Source organism: Ochrovirga pacifica (assembly GCF_000220525.1).
Lineage (GTDB): Bacteria > Bacteroidota > Bacteroidia > Flavobacteriales > Flavobacteriaceae > Ochrovirga > Ochrovirga pacifica.
This window is the reverse complement of sequence record NZ_AFPK01000074.1, coordinates 23,523-40,174: the sequence shown is the minus strand read 5'-3', so window position 1 is coordinate 40,174 and position 16,652 is coordinate 23,523. Positions and strand designations below refer to the sequence as shown.

The window sequence follows — 16,652 nt, the reverse complement described above, 5'->3', positions numbered from 1 at the left end:
TATATGTCTGTAGTTTATGCGCTATTAGCGATGTTATTTTTTGGGGTAGCTGTGTTTTTTTACAAACAAGGAACTCCTTTTTTTTCAACAGGTTTGGGAGCTACTATTTTTATTCTAAGCCACATGCTGGTATTAGGGGTGCTATCACTGGTAGAAAAAACAAAATATGATGCCAAACATTTTAAATTCATCGCTTTGGGTGGTTTTTTAGGAGGATTGGCTCAAGTTTGTTTTTTCTTAGCTATGAAACACGGAAAGTTAAGTACTGTGGTACCAATACGTAATTTAGCTTTGTTAATCACCATTGGTTTGGGGGGTGTTTTTTTAGGGGAACAGCTAACACCCATAAAGGTGATAGGAATTCTTTTAGGTATTGTGTCTGTAATTTTAGTAACACTTTAGCAAAACTGACAAAAAACACTTTTTAAAAAGGAGTTTTTTTATTTTTTGATAACAAAAGCGATGAAATCAACTCAAATAGTATCAAAAAAACAGGCGTTTACTTGCTGGGTTTTGTTGTAGTACTTGTTCTGGGGTTTTATCTTATCCGTTTTGTTTTTAGTTTTTTTGCTTAGTAAGCAAAAATTAATCAGCACTAAACAAAATTAAAAAGACACCAATTAGTACACCTAGTAAGGGAATGAGTTTCATTTTTTTGTTGCGTTCCTTAAATAGAATTCCGCCAATAATCACTGTAAATAAAATTTGACTTCTTTTAACGGCAGATAAAATCATCACCAAAGCTTCGGGTTGACTTAATGCTTTGAAATAAAAATAATCGGCTAAAAAAATAAGCACACCACTAGCAGGAATGGACCAATGGAATTTAAAAGCACCCATTTTTTCTTTGTTGGGGCGATAGAAAAACCAAACCAATAAAAACATAAATAGGGTAACATAAAAAAAGAACCACCATTGTACTGTAAGCACCTCGTAGGTTTTGTATTGAAACAAAAACTTATCGTACAAACCACTACACGATCCAAAAAAGGTGGCTCCTACAATGGCCAAAATCCATTTATTCTTTTTAAAATTGATGCCTTCTTTTTTGCCAAGTCTTGAATAAAAAATCATGGAGATTACAATCAGAAAAAAACCAATCCACTGCAACAGTACAGGGCTTTCATTATAAATACATATGGCTCCTAAAAAGGTGAAAAATGGCCCCGAACCTCGTATGGGCGTAACAATGGTAATGGGTAAGTATTTTAGCGCGTAAAAGTTAAGTGTCCAAGATACAGTCATTAGCAAGGCCTTAATCCCAATATACATATGGTCTTCTGCTTTTATAGAAGGGATGTACAGACCTAGTGCTTTAAGCTCATCCATCCAAAAAAGAGATCCTAAAAAAAATGGGAATAAAAGCAACAAACTAGTAGCGTTAGAAACCAAAAGTACAGGGAAAACAGCATTTCCACTAACACTCATTTTTCTACACAAGGCATTAAAGCTTAAAAATAAAGCAGCAAGCAATCCTAAATAAATCCACATAATTTGTTGGTTTGGGCTGCAAAAGTACAAATCATTTTAGAGGTAAGGTCGTTTTTCTTTGTTGTGTTTATTCATATAAAACTTTATTAAAAACTAAAGTGTGAGGATGTAATAACACTTCTTTAACTGTCAAAAAACACTTTTTGATAGTTGAAGTATTTCTATCTTAGATTAAAAATTGCACTAAAATATGATTAATTTAAAAAGAATTGAGTTACTCAACAGAATCAATATTTCTATAAAACAAGAAAGCACAGGAACTCCTTTAAGAGTTTGCTTCAAAATTAAATATTAGCAAGAGGACTCTTTTGATCTTTTGAACTATATGAAAGAAATTGATGCTCCCATCAACTATGATAAAAAATCATTTACTTATTACTATACTGATGATTTCGACTTAGAAGTACGTGTTTCTATCAAAGCTCTCAAAAAAAATGAAATCATCACTATTTATGGTGGCTATTCTTCGCTTGCTTTAAGAGCTTAAGCACTAAGCAAAAATATAAAACAACTTATTAATTGACTTATTAGTCAAGAGATTCAAACTGTTCAATGTTTGACACTCTATGGGCTTTTGCTATGCAAAACATCTAAACGGAAGGAATCCGATAGTATTACCAATAAATCTTATCATTTTGAAAAAAAATCTATTTTATCCAAACATCAATCAATCTTTTATATTAATACTAATATTATGCTTAGTATCAATACCTGCGAGTATTCCAATCATACTAGTTTCTTTATTTCCAGATTTTATAAAAACAAATCCTGAATTTATTTCAATTGGAGTGTTATTATCTTACCTAATTACTTTTTTGTGGACAATTTGGATTGCTAAAAGGAAAATAAATAAAAGAGGACAAAACATCCTAATAAAAAAAGAACCTATTCCTTTGTATTTTTATTTCCTACTTGTGATAATTACTCTTTGTTTAGGGATTTTAATTGAGCCCTTATCAGAATTAATCCCTATGCCTGAGGAATTCGCAAAGATTTTTGAGGATCTAATTCGCCCTGATATTTTCTCATTTTTAACAGTTGTAATAGCGGCACCTATATTGGAAGAAGTACTTTTTAGAAGCATTATTTTCGAAGGTTTTCTTAAAAACTACTCTCCTTGGAAGTCAATTATTTGGTCTGCAATTATATTTGGAACTGCTCATTTAAATCCATGGCAGATGATAGGAGGAATATTCATTGGAATATTAATTGCGTGGATTTACTTTAGAACAGATTCTATTATCCCTGGTATTGTAATTCATTTTACAAATAATTTTATTGGATTTCTTCTCTTTACATACTCAGATGGACGTAGTCTCAGTAAATTTCTGACTAGTATTTCTAATAGCTTCATGGTCTACTTTACTTCAATATTTCTATTGATTTCTATCCTTTATTGGATCAATAAAAAACTTAAGACTACATAAGATCATGAAAAAGTTCTGTTTTATTGTTGCTTTTCTAAACTCTTCTATTTTTTTCTCACAACAAAAATGGAGTTTAGAAAAATGCATTTCATATGGTTTAGAAAATAATTTAGACCTAAAAGAATTATTAATCGATGAAAAAATTCAGTCCAAAGAAATTAAATATAAGAAAAATGAACGTTTGCCGATTGTAAAATCAGAGATCAACAATGGTTTAACTAGTGGTTTTCAACGCTAAAGGTGTTAAAGGAGGGGAGAATTCTCTTAGTTTAGTTCCTCTTCCTGCTATTGCACATGTTATTATGGGAGACAAACAAAGACCTCTACATCATTTTGTAGTTATTTACAAAGTAACCAAAGATTATATTGAAATAATGGATCCAGGTCCAGGGGAACTTATGAAATATAGTTATAAAGATTTTTTAGATATCTGGTCCAATGTTTATGTTTTATTAGAACCATCTGAAAGTTTTGAAGCTAAAAATGAAAAAACAAGTATTGCTAAAAGATTTAAAGATTTACTTTTTCCACATAGAAGTATCCTAACACAAGATTTTATAGGAGCCTGGTATTTACTATCCTAGGACTCTCAACTTCAATATACATAGAAAAATGGAGTTCCTAGTAAATTTGGTATAAATTTTTAAGCGACAATTATGTTATTATTTGTTCTGATTTTAAGTTCCATTTCAGCAGGAGTTAAGTAGTCTAAACTAGAGTGTAATCTTTCATAATTATACCATTTGATATACTCATCGATAATTTTGTGAGCTTGTATGATACTTTTAAACGTGTATCTGTTGGTACATTCATATTTGATTGTTTTAAAGAACGATTCAGCTACAGCATTATCCCAACAATTCCCTTTTCTACTCATAGATTGAGTCATCTTTAAATTGGTTAAGAATAAGCCTTTGATTTTAGTTGAAGCATATTGTACACCTCTATCTGAATGAAAAATATGATTGATCGTTACTTGTCTAATCTGTATAGCTTTTAACCATGTTTTGTAAACAGTGTTTTCTGTGGTCATATCTTCACTTAAAGTCCATGCAATAATTTTTCTATCGGCTAAGTCTAGAATAGTAGTTAAGTAATGCCACTTACCTCTCACTAGGATATATGTAATGTCAGAAACCCATTTTTCACCTAATTCAAGACTTTTGAAATCTCTATTTAGCACATTTTCAGCTATAGGTAACTGGTGATTAGAGTCAGTGGTAACCACTCTAAACTTCTTAGGATGAACGCTTTTAATATTTAATTCTCGCATTAAATAAGCCACATAAGAACGGTGTAAAATAATACCTTCTCTTTCTAATTGTTTTTGAATACGAACAGAACCATAGACTTGTTTACTCGATTCCCAAATTTGTTGGATATGCTTTTTGTAAAAAACAGTCTGTGATGTAGCCTTGGGTATATCCTTAGTTCTTAACCATGTATAATAGGAGTTGACACTTACTTTCATACACTTACACATCTTCTCAACCATATAAGTTGTAGAGTTTTGTTCTATAAACTTATACTTTACTTGTCGCTCACGGAGAAGATGCTTACGGCCTTTTTTAAGATATCTCTCTCCATTTGGGCATCTTTTAATTGCTTTTTAAGTTGTCTAATCTCTTTTTCATAAGCTAGAGTAGCTTCGTCTTTAAAAGCTCCTGTTTCACTTTTAAACTCTTTGAGCCATCTATATACTGTAGGCTTTTTCAAGTTATACTCTTTGCAAATCTCATCAATAGATTTAGGGGTCTCTAGCGAAAGTAAATCTACAATCGTTTGCTTGAATTCTTTGTCGTACTTCGGTCTGGTCATAATAAGTTAATTTAAGGATTATTCTCTTTAAAAAAAACTACCAACTAAACTAGACATTCCAATAAAACAATTTAAAAAAGATGAGTTTAATGAAGTTGAGTCTCATTTATTCCAAAGTTGATTTTCAACTTAATAACTAAACAAAATCAAAAAAACACCAATCAACACCCCAAACAACGGCAATAGTTTTAGTCCTAAATTTCGTTCTTTAAACAAGATACCACCAATCACAATGGTAAATAATAATTGACTCCTTTTTACTGCAGACATCAACATGACCAAAGCTTCAGGATCTCTTAATCCGGTAAAATAAAAGTAGTCTGCAAAAAGTAATAAAGAGGCAATTCCAAAAATGGACCATCTCCATTGGAACTTGGCTTTGGATAAATTGGTAAATCGTTTTATAAACAAGAAAGAAATAGACATAAAAATTGTGATGTACACAAAAAAACACCATAGTAATGTGAGTGCTGAGTAATCTCTCATTTGCAACAAAAACTTATCATATAAGCCACTACATGCTCCAAAAAACATGGCTAAAACTACCGCAAAGAACCATCTATTGGTTTTAAAGCTGATTCCTTCTTTTCTTCCAATATAGGAATAAGCTACAATGGAAAGAATAATGAGTATAAAACCTACCCACTGCAAAGGAATTGGATTCTCACCAAACAAAAATATAGCACCTAGTAAAGTAAAAAAGGGGCTAGAGGCCCTAATGGGACTGACTATAGAAATGGGCAAATGCTTTAATGCGGAATAGGCCAAAATCCAAGAGCAAGTCATTAACAACGCTTTTAGTGCAATCCACACGTGATCCATTAATTCTAATTCTAGAATAAAGAAAGTGGTATTCGCTAATGTATCAGGAGAAAATCTAGGCAGGAAATAAACAGGCAATAACAACAAAGCACTAATTCCATTGGCAACAATCAACACAGGCAAAACAGCGTTGTTTCTAACACTCCATTTTTTGCACAAGTTGTACAAACTGAGAAAAAAAGCAGCAAATAATCCATAATATACCCACATAGAATAAATGTAGGCCTATAGAATTTAAAAAAAAGTAGTTTTTATGTTGTTCTTTGGTTAAGAATTTTTAGCAATCCTATACTTTTTTTCTAATTTTGCGTTTTTAATTGAATTTCACAATAATGAGCACTACAAAACAAGCCAAATCGGCTTTAATTTCGGTTTTTCACAAAGATGGTTTAGAACCCATAGTAAGAAAATTTAATGACTTAGGAATCACCATTTATACCACGGGAGGAACCGAAAAGTTTATTAGAGATTTAGGAATTGACTGCGTTGCTGTAGAAGACATAACATCATATCCATCTATTTTGGGTGGACGTGTAAAAACATTGCACCCAAAAGTATTTGGAGGAATTTTAAGTAGACGTGATAACGATGGAGATGTGGCACAATTGGAACAATACGAAATTCCAGAAATGGACATTGTAATTGTGGATTTGTATCCATTTGAAAAAACAGTTGCTAGCGGAGCTTCTGAGCAAGATATTATTGAAAAAATTGACATTGGAGGAATTTCATTAATCCGTGCAGCTGCTAAAAACTTTAAAGATGTAATTTGTGTTTCGTCGATGGAGCAGTATGATGAGTTTTTGACGATTATTTCTGAAAACAACGGAGCTACTTCTATTGAAGATCGTAAGCGTTTTTCTGCAAAAGCTTTTGCGGTTTCTTCTCATTACGATACTGCTATTTACAATTACATGAATCAGGAAGAAACCAACTTCCGTCAGTCTTTTGACAAAGCAACAGTATTGCGTTACGGAGAAAACCCACACCAAAAAGGAGCTTTCTACGGAGACCTAGAGGCTATGTTTGATAAGTTACACGGAAAAGAATTAAGTTTTAACAACTTATTAGATGTAGATGCTGCTGTAAACTTAATCAACGAATTTAAAGGAGAAGCTCCTACTTTTGCGATCTTAAAGCACAACAACGCTTGTGGGTTTGCTCAAAGAGAGACTATCAAGCAAGCTTATGTAGATGCTTTAGCTGGAGATCCTACTTCTGCTTTTGGTGGAGTATTGATTGCTAACAAAGTTATTGACTTAGAAACTGCTGAAGAAATTCACAAATTATTCTGCGAGGTAGTAATTGCTCCAGGATACGATGCAGATGCTTTGGAAGTATTAAAAGGAAAGAAAAACAGAGTACTCTTAATCTTAAAAGATATTGAGTTACCTAAAATTTCTTACCGTACTGCATTAAACGGAGTATTATTTCAAGATGCAAACTTAATTACTGATAAAAAAGAAGATTTAAAGAACGTTACAGAAAAGCAAGTAACAGAGGCTCAGATAGACGACTTATTGTTTGCTTCTAAAATCTGTAAGCACACTAAATCTAACACTATTATCTTAGTAAAAGATAAAACATTATGTGCTGGAGGTACAGGTCAAACTTCTCGTGTAGATGCTTTAGAGCAAGCCATTGCAAAAGCAAACCATTTTAATTTTGACTTAAAAGGAGCGGTAATGGCAAGTGATGCATTTTTTCCATTTCCAGATTGTGTAGAGATTGCTCATAAAGCAGGAATTGAAGCTGTCATTCAACCAGGAGGTTCTATCAAAGACCAGTTGTCTATTGATTACTGTAACGAAAATGGAATAGGAATGGTATTTACAGGAACTAGACACTTTAAACACTAATTTTAGTACTTTTGTACTATAGGGATACGATAAAAAAACAAACAAAGTATGGGATTTTTTGACTTTTGGAGCGAGGATATTGCAGTCGATTTAGGAACTGCAAATACATTAATTATACACGAAGGAAAAGTGGTGATTGATGCACCGTCCATTGTTGCAAGAGATAGAACTTCGGGTAAGATTATTGCTACAGGTCATGAGGCTAATTTGATGCAGGGTAAAACACACGAAAACATCAAGACCATTCGTCCGTTAAAAGACGGAGTAATTGCAGATTTTCAGGCATCAGAAGAAATGATCAAGCAGTTTGTAAAAAGTATTCCTAATTTTAAAAAGAAAATTTTTGCTCCCTCATTGCGAATGGTAATTTGTATCCCTTCAGGAATTACAGAAGTAGAAAAAAGAGCCGTTAGAGACTCTGCCATTCACATGAACGCAAGAGAAATATATTTGATCTACGAACCCATGGCTGCGGCTATTGGGGTCGGGATTGATATCATGGAACCTAGAGGGAACATGATTATTGATATCGGAGGAGGTACTACAGAAATTGCTGTGATTGCTTTGGCTGGTATTGTTTGTGATAAGTCAGTAAAAGTAGCTGGAGACTTGTTTACTTCTGATATTATGTATTACATGAGAACGCAACACAACTTGCACGTAGGAGAAACTACGGCAGAGAGAATTAAAATCCAAATTGGTGCTGCAACCGAAGATTTAGAAACTCCGCCAGACGATATGTTAGTGCAAGGACGAGATTTGTTAAGTGGTAAACCGAAGCAAGTACAAGTTTCTTATAGAGAAATTGCCAAAGCACTAGACAAGTCTATTTTAAGAATTGAAGATGCAGTAATGGAATGTTTGTCTTCTACGCCACCAGAGTTGGCTGCGGATATTTATACTACTGGAATTTATTTAGCAGGAGGTGGATCTATGTTACGAGGCTTAGACAAAAGATTGTCTAGAAAAACCGACTTGCCTGTATACATTGCAGAAGATCCGTTAAGAGCCGTTGTAAGAGGAACAGGTATTGCACTAAAAGAATTGGAAAAATACAAATCCGTATTATTAAGTTAACAATAGTTACCAATGCAATTTATTCTTGATTTAATCCAGAGGTACAAAAACTTTCTGTTGTTTTTTATTTTAGAATTGATTGCACTTTTGTTTACCATTCAATTACATTCTTATCATAGAAGTAAATTCATCAATTCCTCCAATTTTATTACTGGAAGTATTTATGAAAACTTTGTATCTATAGAAGACTTTATTGGATTAAAAGAAGAAAATACGCTGTTGAATAAAGAAAATGAACAGTTGTATAATCAGATTGAGCGATACAAAACAGAGCTAGAAAAACTTGAGGGCTTAGCTACAACAGCTGTTTTTTTGCAAAATAAAGATTCTGTAAAATATCATTACATTTCGGCTTCGGTTATCAATAATGAATACCATCACAAGGATAATTTTATCACACTTTCTGAAGGAGAAAAATCAGGAGTTAAATCGGATATGGCGGTTGTAAACTCCAAAGGCATAGTAGGGATTGTAACTCAAACCTCTTCTAACTACAGTGTGGCAATTTCTGTCTTAAACAAGTACTTTAAAACCAATGCAAGGTTTAAAAAAAGCAATTATTTTGGTACCATTTCTTGGGACGGAAAGCAAGTCAACATCGTTCAGTTACAAGACATTCCTAGGCAAGCCAACATACAGGTAGGAGATACAATAGTTACTGGAGGTAAATCTGCTATTTTTCCTAAGGGTGTTTTGATTGGTTCTGTAAAAAATATTGAATTCTACAACAAAAGGCATCATAAAATAGACATACAGTTGTTTAATGACTTTAGAAAATTAAACAATGTACAGGTGATAGAAAATCTGCATAGAGAAGAAATTATAAACCTAGAAAACAACTCGTATGAATGATACTTTAAAACTTATATTAAGGGCAATACTGTTGTTGTTAACACAGGTGTTAATTGGAAATAAGATGCGAATTTTTGGCTTTGTAAATCCGCAATGGAGCTTGTTGTTTGTTTTGTGGTTTCCTATAAAGGTTGAAACAACCTTGTTTTTAATCACCAGTTTTTTCTTTGGTTTGTCTTTGGATTTTTTTTCCAATTCGGGAGGAATTCATGCAGCAGCTTTTACGTTTGTTGCTTTTTTAAGAATGCCTGTGTTTAAAAAAATCTTAAACAAAAAAGAAGTATTCGAAAAAAACTTTGAATACAATTTGTACCGAACATCCACAAAATTGGTGATGATTTTTGTGCTTTCTTTCCTGTTTCATTTTGTGCAATTTGGACTCTCTTATTTTGATATTTCAACAATAGGGACTGTGTTGTGGAAAGCCGCTGTAAGTAGTATTTTTACTACCTTTGTAACACTTGTAGTTTTATCGATATTTAGCCCAAATCCCCAATGAAGAAAAGTCAACTTTTTCCAATTCTTGTTATCTTAACGAGTGTTATTTTTATAGTTAGACTTTACTACTTACAGGTGCTAGTGCACGACAAAACCGAAACCAAACTTACGGGTTCTAGTATAAAAAAAATATATACATATCCCCCCAGAGGATTTGTGTACGATAGAAACGGAAAATTACTAATAGCCAACGAGCACACTTATGATGTAAAAATTGTTCCCAACGAAGTAAAGCCTTTTGATACGCTTGAATTTTGTCGATTGTTAAAAATAGATAAAGATTATTTTTACAAAAAATACGAAAGAGCCATGAATTATTCTCCATGGTTGCCTTCCGTTTTTTTAAATCAACTATCTAAAGAAGATTACGCTTTTTTTCAGGAGAAAATACACAAGTTTAAAGGATTTAGTGTTCAGAAAAAAAATATGCGATCGTATCCACATCAATCGGCAGCAAACGTCTTGGGCTATATTAATGAAGTGAATGAAGAACTTGCAAAAAAAAGTGATTATTACGAGCAAGGAGAATTGATTGGAACCACAGGAATAGAAAAACAATACGAAAAAGAACTCCGAGGAAAAAAAGGAGTAGCTTACATACAAAGAAATAGACTAAACAAAATTTTAGGGCCTTATAAAGAAGGTCTTTACGATACCTTGCCTGTTGCAGGAAAAGATCTTACACTAACCATAGACTTAGAGTTACAGCAGTACGGTGAACAGTTGATGAGTGGAAAGCGAGGAGGAATTGTTGCTATAGAACCCAAAACAGGAGAGATTTTAGCTTTAATTACTGCACCATCTTACGATCCTAATTTGATGGTAGGACGACAAAAGTCAAAAAATTCAGTTCGTTTGTTTAAAGACACCATTAATCAACCTATGTTTGATAGAGGATTGATGGCTGCATACGCACCAGGTTCCCCTTTTAAGTTGGTAGAGGGGCTGATAGGAATGCAAGAAGGGGTGATTAACGAATATTCTAGTTTTTATTGTTACGGAGGATATCGATACGGAAGGCATCCTAAAGATTTTATGGGATGTCATTGTGGAATTTACGGAAGTCCAATTCATTTACAAACAGCCATAGCAAAATCTTGTAATAGCTATTTTTCCAATGTGTTTAAGAGGATTATAGAAAAGAAAAAAACAGCACAAGAAGGAGTAGACAATTGGGCAGCACATTTACGAAGTTTTGGACTGGGACAATATTTAGGATATGATTTGCCTACAGGAAGAAAAGGATTGATACCTACTTCTAGTTATTACGATAGGTATTATCCGAGAAAAAGTTGGAGATCATCTACCATTATTTCCAATGCAATTGGTCAAGGAGAAATCATTACAACTCCTATACAATTAGCCAATCTTACTGCGGCTATAGCCAATAGAGGGTATTTTTATACACCACATGTCATTAAAAAAATAAACAACAGACCACACGGAATAAAAAAATATACAAAAAAAAGAAATACAACAGTAGCAGCTAAATATTTTGCTCCTGTAATAGAAGGAATGCATGATGTGTATAAAAAAGGAACAGCAAAGCACGTGCAAATAAAAGGTTTAGATATTTGTGGGAAAACAGGAACAGTGCAAAACTACATGCGTAAAAATGGAAAAAAAGTAGCATTAACAGATCATTCCATTTTTGTAGCTTTTGCTCCTAAAGAAGATCCTAAGATTGCCTTAGCCATTTTTGTTGAAAACGGAGGGTATGGCTCTACCATTGCAGCACCAATTGCTAGTTTAATGATAGAAAAATATCTTTTAGGAACTCATAGTTTAGGTTGGTGGGAAGAGCGTATTTTAAAAACAAGTTTAGAAGCAGAATATAAAAAACAACTAATCCAAGAAACAAATTAAACGTTGAGAAATCAGAGATTAAATATTTTTGCACAGGTAGATGTTACATTGGTAATACTTTATCTATTTTTAGTACTTTTTGGGTGGATGAACATCTATGCTGCTTCTCAAACAGAAAATCATCAAGAAGTATTAGATTTTGGAATGCGTTACGGTAAGCAAATCTTATGGATAGGTTTGGGACTTGTTATGGGGGTTTTTATCTTGTTTGTAGATAGTTTTTTTTACGAAAAATTTGCAGCTTTTATTTACATAGGCTGTATGCTTAGTTTAATGGGCTTGTTTGTATTTGGTAAAAACATTAATGGAGCAACCTCTTGGTATAACATTGGTGGTTTAGGACTACAACCCACGGAATTTGCAAAAACAGGAACTTTATTGGCTTTGGCAAGACTCTTAAGCGATAAACAGTTTAATTTTTCTTTAATAAAAGACAAAGCAAAAGCTTTTGTAATTATTTGTGTTCCTGCTGTTTTAATCACACTACAACCAGACCCTGGTTCTGCCTTGGTTTATGTGTCTTTAATATTACTTTTTTACAGAGAAGGATTGCATCCTAGAATTATGGTAATAGGTACTTTAGCTATTGTCCTTTTTTTAACCACACTAGTATTTGGTTACATAACGGTTATGGTAGCAGTAAGTTTAATCACTATTTTATTGGTGCTCTATTTGGTAAGAACAAAAAAAATGTCTTTACGTTTTGATTGGGGAAAAATGCTGGCTGTTTTTTCGGCTGCACAAGTTTATGTTTTTAGTGTGTATTATTTGTTTCACTACATATTTAAACAAAGGCATAGAGATCGATTTAATGTTTTGTTAGGACTTAGTGAAGATACTAGCGATATTGGCTACAATACATATCAATCTATAAAAACCATTGTGTCTGGAGGATTAACAGGAAAAGGATATCTACAGGGTGATAGAACCCAAGGTAAATTTGTGCCAGAACAAGATACCGATTATATATTTAGTACTGTAGGAGAAGAATGGGGTTTTTTGGGAAGTTGTTTGGTTATTGGTCTTTTTTTGTTTTTAATCTTAAGACTTTTGTATTTGTCTGAAAAACAAAAATCAAAATTTAGTCGTGCTTTTGGTTATGGAGTTGCTTCGGTTTTCTTTTTTCACGTGCTCATCAATATAGGTATGGTTATAGGATTGTTTCCAACCATCGGAATTCCATTGCCCTTTTTTAGCTACGGAGGATCATCTTTGTGGGGATTTACCATCATGCTGTTTATTTTTATCAAGCTAGATGCATCTAAGAATTACATTTTGTAATTTAAACTGATTATTTTATAGTGATTGATTACTTTTGCCAAATATTATTTTTTAGTGATTTGTCATGAATATTCAGGAGCTAGTTTCGGAAATTAAAAGAAAAAAATCTTTTTTATGTGTTGGGTTAGATGTAGATTTAGATAAAATTCCACCATATTTATTAGAAACAGAAGACCCAATTTTTGAATTCAATAAGCAAATTATTGACGAAACGCATCACTTTGCCGTAGCATATAAGCCCAATACAGCGTTTTACGAGGCTTACGGAATAAAAGGATGGCAATCCTTAGATAAAACAATCAAGTACATAAACCAGAATTATCCTAGAATCTTTACTATTGCCGATGCTAAAAGAGGAGATATCGGAAATACATCAACAATGTATGCAAAAGCTTTTTTTGAAGATTTAAACTTTGATTCTGTTACAGTGGCACCTTATATGGGAAGTGATTCTGTAGAGCCTTTTTTGGCCTTTAAGGATAAGTTTACCATTTTATTAGCTTTAACGTCTAATAAAGGAGGTTTGGACTTTCAGGGAAAAGAATTAAAGGACGGAGTAAAAATGTATCAAGAAGTATTGCAAACGGCTATGACATGGAACAACGCTCAGAATTTAATGTTTGTTGTAGGAGCGACCAAAGCATCTTATTTTAAAGATATAAGAGCCATAGCACCCGATAATTTTTTGTTGGTTCCTGGGGTAGGAGCACAAGGAGGAAGTTTGCAAGATGTTTGTGAACATGGAATTAATACACAAAACATTGGTTTGTTAATTAACTCGTCAAGAGGAATTATATATGCTAGTAAAGAAAAAGATTTTGCAAAAGCTGCAAGACAAGAAGCCAAAAAGTTACAAGAGCAAATGGCTAAAATTTTACAAGTGAAAAATATAATTTGATGACCTTTATAGACGATTTAGGAAATGTACTTTCCTTTGAAAGACGAAATACAAAAATTGTTTCGTTGGTTCCTTCTATTACAGAAACTTTGTACGATTTAAACCTAGAAGAATTTATTGTAGGGGTTACAAAGTTTTGTATTTCTCCACCACATTTTAAACATGTAAAAAATATTGTTGGAGGAACAAAAGATGCGGACATAGAAAAAATAAAAGCACTAAAACCCGATTTGGTGTTTTGTAACAAAGAAGAAAACACACCAGAAATAGTAGAGCAATTAAAAACGTTTACGCAGGTTTTTGTAACACAAATAGAAAGTGTTGAAGATACCATACGTATGATTCAGAACATAGGTGTTATTCTAAACAGAAGAACTGAGGGAGATTTGCTTATTAGAAAAATAGAATTAAAGCAAAAAGAATTTATCAACTTTATGCAGCAGTATCAGCCCAAAAAAGTAGCGTACTTTATTTGGTACAAACCCTGGATGGTGGCTGCAGAGGGAACTTACATCAATCACCTATTAGACTTGTGCAAATACGAAAACATTTATCAAAACTTAACACAATATCCAGAAATAGACCCTAAAAGAATACGTTATGACGGAGATCCTGAAGTGTTATTTTTTTCATCGGAACCTTTTCCATTTCAAGACAAACATGCTTTTGAAATTAGTGAATACACCAATCGTTCTAGTGCTGTTTTTGTAGATGGAGAAATGTTTAGTTGGTTTGGTTCTAGGTTACTTAAGTCTTTTGATTACTTTAAAGCTCTTAGACAAAAACTAGAGGGAGCATCGTTTTAGATAGTATAAAAAAAGAAGCTTTTAAGAAGCTTCTTCGTATTTTTTAGTATTGTCTAAAGATCTTTTGTATTTCCAGTTTAACCATTTGTTTCCTAAGGTTTTTCTCATTAAGTTTTCTACAGGAATCATTACGGCAAAATTATAAAAGGTTTCTGCCAAGTGCTTTGGTTTTTTGGCAATACTTCTCAAGCTCATAGAAAAACCTGCGGTAATGTATTTCATATAGTGCCAGTATCCTTCTGGAATGTAAAGTACATCACCATGTTCTAAATTGGCAATAAAGCCTTTGGCATTTTTTAAAGCAGGGAATTTATCAAAATCAGGGTTCGAAAAATCAATATCCTTATGTGTCATCAACGAATTGGGTAACTTGTATAAGTATGGTGTTTGGTCTTGATCAAAAAGGATGCATTCTTTTTTCCCTTCAAAGTGAAAATGAAAAATATTCGCCAAATCTATATCGTAATGCATAAATGTATAAGAATTCTCACCTCCAAAAAACAAGGTAGGAAGTACTTTAAAAAAACGAAATCCTAAATCAGGATAAGAGAAATCACTCTGTAATGAGGGAATTTCTTTTAAAATATTCCATAAAAAAATTCGATATTTAGTAGGGCCTTTTTTTAACAAATCAATGTATTCACTCATTTTCATATGAGCATGTGGGCTGTTAAATTTAGTCTTGGCATTTAAAGGTCTATTATCATATAAAGGAACGGTTTTGTTCCCAGCAACTTCTTTCATGTACTCCAAACTCCACTTGTCAAAAGCAGGCCATTCCTTAGAGAACTGCTTTATAACAACAGGTTTTTGCTTTTTGTAGTAGTTGTTATAAAAATCGTCTTTACTTATGTTTTCTACCACATCAACTGATTTGAGCTGTAAATTCATAACGATTTATATTTAGGTTTATAAAAGAATTTCAAGTGTAAAATTACAAGAATTTAGTGGTTTAAAAATTAAATAGGCAGAATATTATTGGATTTCAAATTTTGTTGGAATGGCTGTTTGAATTTTTAAATTTTGATTTTGATACTTAAATTCTAACTGCCAAGCATGTAAGTACAAACTGTCTGTTGGATAGGTTAGCGGGTGGTTTTTAAAATAGTTAGGGTCTTTGTATCCCCAGTCTCCAACAATAGCGTGTTTTAACTGTGCCAAATGCAGCCTAATTTGATTTGTTCTCCCAGTATGTGGGGTAACTTCTAACAAAGTTTGTTTGGTGTTTTGTCTTCTTTCCAAAACTTTAAACTCTGTATAGGCTTCTTGTCCATTTTGATCGGAAGCTCTACCTCCTCCAATTGTTTTTTTTGTACCTATTTTAGAGTTCATGGCAAACTCTTCTTTTTCTACAATCCCCTCTACCAAAGCAATGTACTTTTTTGTAGTTAATTTCTGCTCAAACTGTGTGCCAATAGCGGTTGCTATCTCTTTGTTTTTTCCGAAAACAACAATTCCTGTAGTATTGGCATCCAATCGATGAATAATTTTAAAGTCTTCTTCTGGAAAAGCCAATTTTAGAATCTCTGTTAAAGAATTTTTATTAAATCGACCACTTGGATGCATGGGTAGTGGAGCGGGTTTGTTTACAATTAGTAGCTTATCATCGTTGTATAGCAAATCGATTTTTATAGAAACATCTGGTTCTATTTTGGGTTCAGAAGTGTGTTGGGTAATGTCTCCTCCTTTAACAATAGTGTTTTCGTTAGCAGGCTTTCCATTAATTAGTAAGGTCTTGTTGCGGATTTTTGACAACCATAGTTCTTTTGATGATCTAGGAACAACTTCTAAAAAAAAATCAATAATAGTACGTCCTTCGTATTTTTTTTTAACAGGCAGTTTGTATGTAGTAGGGTAAGCAATGCTGCCTGGTAGAGGAGTACATGTTTTTTGAATTTGTTTTTGAAAAGATTCTTTATTGCAGTTCATTATTTATAGGGCGTTATTGGTGTTACAA

18 protein-coding genes are annotated in these 16,652 nt (G+C 32.9%); 13 read left to right on the top strand and 5 right to left on the bottom strand.

Annotation, left to right across the window (positions count from 1 at the left end; translation table 11 throughout):
- Positions 1 to 3 precede the first annotated feature (3 nt).
- Positions 4 to 402: an EamA family transporter gene (locus tag FS85_RS16295; RefSeq protein WP_010137113.1), complete on the top strand. Its 399-nt coding sequence runs from the start codon at positions 4 to 6 to the stop codon at positions 400 to 402.
- Between the two features lie 183 nt (positions 403 to 585).
- Here FS85_RS16295 and FS85_RS0114545 read toward each other — a convergent pair whose 3' ends face one another.
- Complete coding sequence (locus FS85_RS0114545; protein ID WP_010137112.1) at positions 586 to 1,491, bottom strand: DMT family transporter; 906 nt, start codon at positions 1,489 to 1,491, stop codon at positions 586 to 588.
- A 325-nt stretch (positions 1,492 to 1,816) separates the two neighbouring features.
- On the opposite strand from FS85_RS0114545, the gene FS85_RS16775 reads away from it, so the two are divergent.
- The 4 genes from FS85_RS16775 (at position 1,817) to FS85_RS0114525 (ending at position 3,502) form a co-directional block, all read left to right on the top strand.
- Positions 1,817 to 1,978 (top strand): hypothetical protein, encoded by a 162-nt coding sequence (locus FS85_RS16775; RefSeq protein ID WP_160162403.1) that lies wholly within the window; start codon positions 1,817 to 1,819, stop codon positions 1,976 to 1,978.
- 148 nt (positions 1,979 to 2,126) lie between these two features.
- Entirely contained in the window at positions 2,127 to 2,918 is a 792-nt protein-coding gene (locus tag FS85_RS16290) for a CPBP family intramembrane glutamic endopeptidase (protein WP_160162402.1), read from the top strand.
- A 4-nt stretch (positions 2,919 to 2,922) separates the two neighbouring features.
- Positions 2,923 to 3,156: a hypothetical protein gene (locus FS85_RS0114530; protein ID WP_010137110.1), complete on the top strand. Its 234-nt coding sequence runs from the start codon at positions 2,923 to 2,925 to the stop codon at positions 3,154 to 3,156.
- The gene (locus FS85_RS0114525) at positions 3,140 to 3,502 is read left to right on the top strand and encodes a cysteine peptidase family C39 domain-containing protein (protein WP_010137109.1); all 363 of its coding nucleotides are present in this window, start codon (positions 3,140 to 3,142) and stop codon (positions 3,500 to 3,502) included. The genes FS85_RS0114530 and FS85_RS0114525 overlap by 17 nt, the downstream gene beginning before the upstream one ends.
- Before the next feature lie 59 nt (positions 3,503 to 3,561).
- On the opposite strand, the gene FS85_RS0114520 is transcribed toward FS85_RS0114525, so the two are convergent.
- Positions 3,562 to 4,736 (bottom strand): IS3 family transposase gene (locus FS85_RS0114520; protein ID WP_139062232.1). Its coding sequence is split into 2 segments (ribosomal slippage): positions 3,562 to 4,493 and positions 4,493 to 4,736, totalling 1,176 coding nucleotides; the frame shifts between segments, so codons are not numbered across the junction.
- A 129-nt stretch (positions 4,737 to 4,865) separates the two neighbouring features.
- On the bottom strand, positions 4,866 to 5,768 hold the full coding sequence (locus FS85_RS0114510; protein WP_010137105.1) for an EamA family transporter: 903 nt from the start codon (positions 5,766 to 5,768) through the stop codon (positions 4,866 to 4,868).
- Positions 5,769 to 5,890: 122 nt separating this feature from the next.
- Here FS85_RS0114510 and purH point away from each other — a divergent pair, with 122 nt between their 5' ends.
- The 8 genes from purH to FS85_RS0114470 all read left to right on the top strand — a co-directional run bounded on the left by purH (position 5,891) and on the right by FS85_RS0114470 (position 14,695).
- Positions 5,891 to 7,417, top strand: coding sequence for a bifunctional phosphoribosylaminoimidazolecarboxamide formyltransferase/IMP cyclohydrolase (gene purH, locus FS85_RS0114505; protein WP_010137104.1), 1,527 nt, complete (start codon positions 5,891 to 5,893; stop codon positions 7,415 to 7,417).
- A 48-nt stretch (positions 7,418 to 7,465) separates the two neighbouring features.
- Positions 7,466 to 8,494: a rod shape-determining protein gene (locus FS85_RS0114500; RefSeq protein ID WP_010137103.1), complete on the top strand. Its 1,029-nt coding sequence runs from the start codon at positions 7,466 to 7,468 to the stop codon at positions 8,492 to 8,494.
- A gap of 12 nt (positions 8,495 to 8,506) precedes the next feature.
- Complete coding sequence (gene mreC, locus FS85_RS0114495) at positions 8,507 to 9,346, top strand: rod shape-determining protein MreC (RefSeq protein ID WP_029489506.1); 840 nt, start codon at positions 8,507 to 8,509, stop codon at positions 9,344 to 9,346.
- A complete protein-coding gene (gene mreD, locus FS85_RS16285) occupies positions 9,339 to 9,845 on the top strand; it encodes a rod shape-determining protein MreD (protein ID WP_010137101.1) in 507 nt (168 codons plus the stop codon). Before mreC ends, mreD begins: the two co-directional genes overlap by 8 nt.
- A complete protein-coding gene (gene mrdA, locus FS85_RS0114485) occupies positions 9,842 to 11,710 on the top strand; it encodes a penicillin-binding protein 2 (RefSeq protein ID WP_010137100.1) in 1,869 nt (622 codons plus the stop codon). Before mreD ends, mrdA begins: the two co-directional genes overlap by 4 nt.
- Positions 11,711 to 11,713: 3 nt before the next feature.
- On the top strand, positions 11,714 to 12,991 hold the full coding sequence (rodA, locus tag FS85_RS0114480) for a rod shape-determining protein RodA (protein ID WP_010137099.1): 1,278 nt from the start codon (positions 11,714 to 11,716) through the stop codon (positions 12,989 to 12,991).
- Positions 12,992 to 13,055: 64 nt separating this feature from the next.
- Positions 13,056 to 13,889: an orotidine-5'-phosphate decarboxylase gene (gene pyrF, locus FS85_RS0114475; protein WP_010137098.1), complete on the top strand. Its 834-nt coding sequence runs from the start codon at positions 13,056 to 13,058 to the stop codon at positions 13,887 to 13,889.
- Positions 13,889 to 14,695 carry an ABC transporter substrate-binding protein gene (locus tag FS85_RS0114470; RefSeq protein ID WP_010137097.1) on the top strand — a complete coding sequence of 269 codons (807 nt, stop codon included), beginning with the start codon at positions 13,889 to 13,891 and terminating at the stop codon, positions 14,693 to 14,695. Before pyrF ends, FS85_RS0114470 begins: the two co-directional genes overlap by 1 nt.
- A gap of 21 nt (positions 14,696 to 14,716) precedes the next feature.
- Here FS85_RS0114470 and FS85_RS0114465 read toward each other — a convergent pair whose 3' ends face one another.
- On the bottom strand, positions 14,717 to 15,586 hold the full coding sequence (locus tag FS85_RS0114465; protein ID WP_010137096.1) for a cupin-like domain-containing protein: 870 nt from the start codon (positions 15,584 to 15,586) through the stop codon (positions 14,717 to 14,719).
- An 84-nt stretch (positions 15,587 to 15,670) separates the two neighbouring features.
- Positions 15,671 to 16,624 carry an RluA family pseudouridine synthase gene (locus tag FS85_RS0114460; protein ID WP_010137095.1) on the bottom strand — a complete coding sequence of 318 codons (954 nt, stop codon included), beginning with the start codon at positions 16,622 to 16,624 and terminating at the stop codon, positions 15,671 to 15,673.
- Positions 16,625 to 16,652: the final 28 nt, after the last annotated feature.

What these genes read in the sequence shown, in the direction of transcription:
- FS85_RS0114470 (WP_010137097.1), top strand. Translation starts at nt 13,889, where the DNA reads ATGACCTTTATAGACGATTTAGGAAATGTACTTTCCTTTGAAAGACGA.
- pyrF (WP_010137098.1), top strand. Translation starts at nt 13,056, where the DNA reads ATGAATATTCAGGAGCTAGTTTCGGAAATTAAAAGAAAAAAATCTTTT.
- FS85_RS16295 (WP_010137113.1), top strand. Translation starts at nt 4, where the DNA reads ATGTCTGTAGTTTATGCGCTATTAGCGATGTTATTTTTTGGGGTAGCT.
- mreD (WP_010137101.1), top strand. Translation starts at nt 9,339, where the DNA reads ATGAATGATACTTTAAAACTTATATTAAGGGCAATACTGTTGTTGTTA.
- FS85_RS0114545 (WP_010137112.1), bottom strand. Translation starts at nt 1,491, where the DNA reads ATGTGGATTTATTTAGGATTGCTTGCTGCTTTATTTTTAAGCTTTAAT.
- mreC (WP_029489506.1), top strand. Translation starts at nt 8,507, where the DNA reads ATGCAATTTATTCTTGATTTAATCCAGAGGTACAAAAACTTTCTGTTG.
- FS85_RS0114500 (WP_010137103.1), top strand. Translation starts at nt 7,466, where the DNA reads ATGGGATTTTTTGACTTTTGGAGCGAGGATATTGCAGTCGATTTAGGA.
- FS85_RS0114510 (WP_010137105.1), bottom strand. Translation starts at nt 5,768, where the DNA reads ATGTGGGTATATTATGGATTATTTGCTGCTTTTTTTCTCAGTTTGTAC.
- mrdA (WP_010137100.1), top strand. Translation starts at nt 9,842, where the DNA reads ATGAAGAAAAGTCAACTTTTTCCAATTCTTGTTATCTTAACGAGTGTT.
- FS85_RS16775 (WP_160162403.1), top strand. Translation starts at nt 1,817, where the DNA reads ATGAAAGAAATTGATGCTCCCATCAACTATGATAAAAAATCATTTACT.
- purH (WP_010137104.1), top strand. Translation starts at nt 5,891, where the DNA reads ATGAGCACTACAAAACAAGCCAAATCGGCTTTAATTTCGGTTTTTCAC.
- FS85_RS0114460 (WP_010137095.1), bottom strand. Translation starts at nt 16,624, where the DNA reads ATGAACTGCAATAAAGAATCTTTTCAAAAACAAATTCAAAAAACATGT.
- FS85_RS0114465 (WP_010137096.1), bottom strand. Translation starts at nt 15,586, where the DNA reads ATGAATTTACAGCTCAAATCAGTTGATGTGGTAGAAAACATAAGTAAA.
- FS85_RS0114530 (WP_010137110.1), top strand. Translation starts at nt 2,923, where the DNA reads ATGAAAAAGTTCTGTTTTATTGTTGCTTTTCTAAACTCTTCTATTTTT.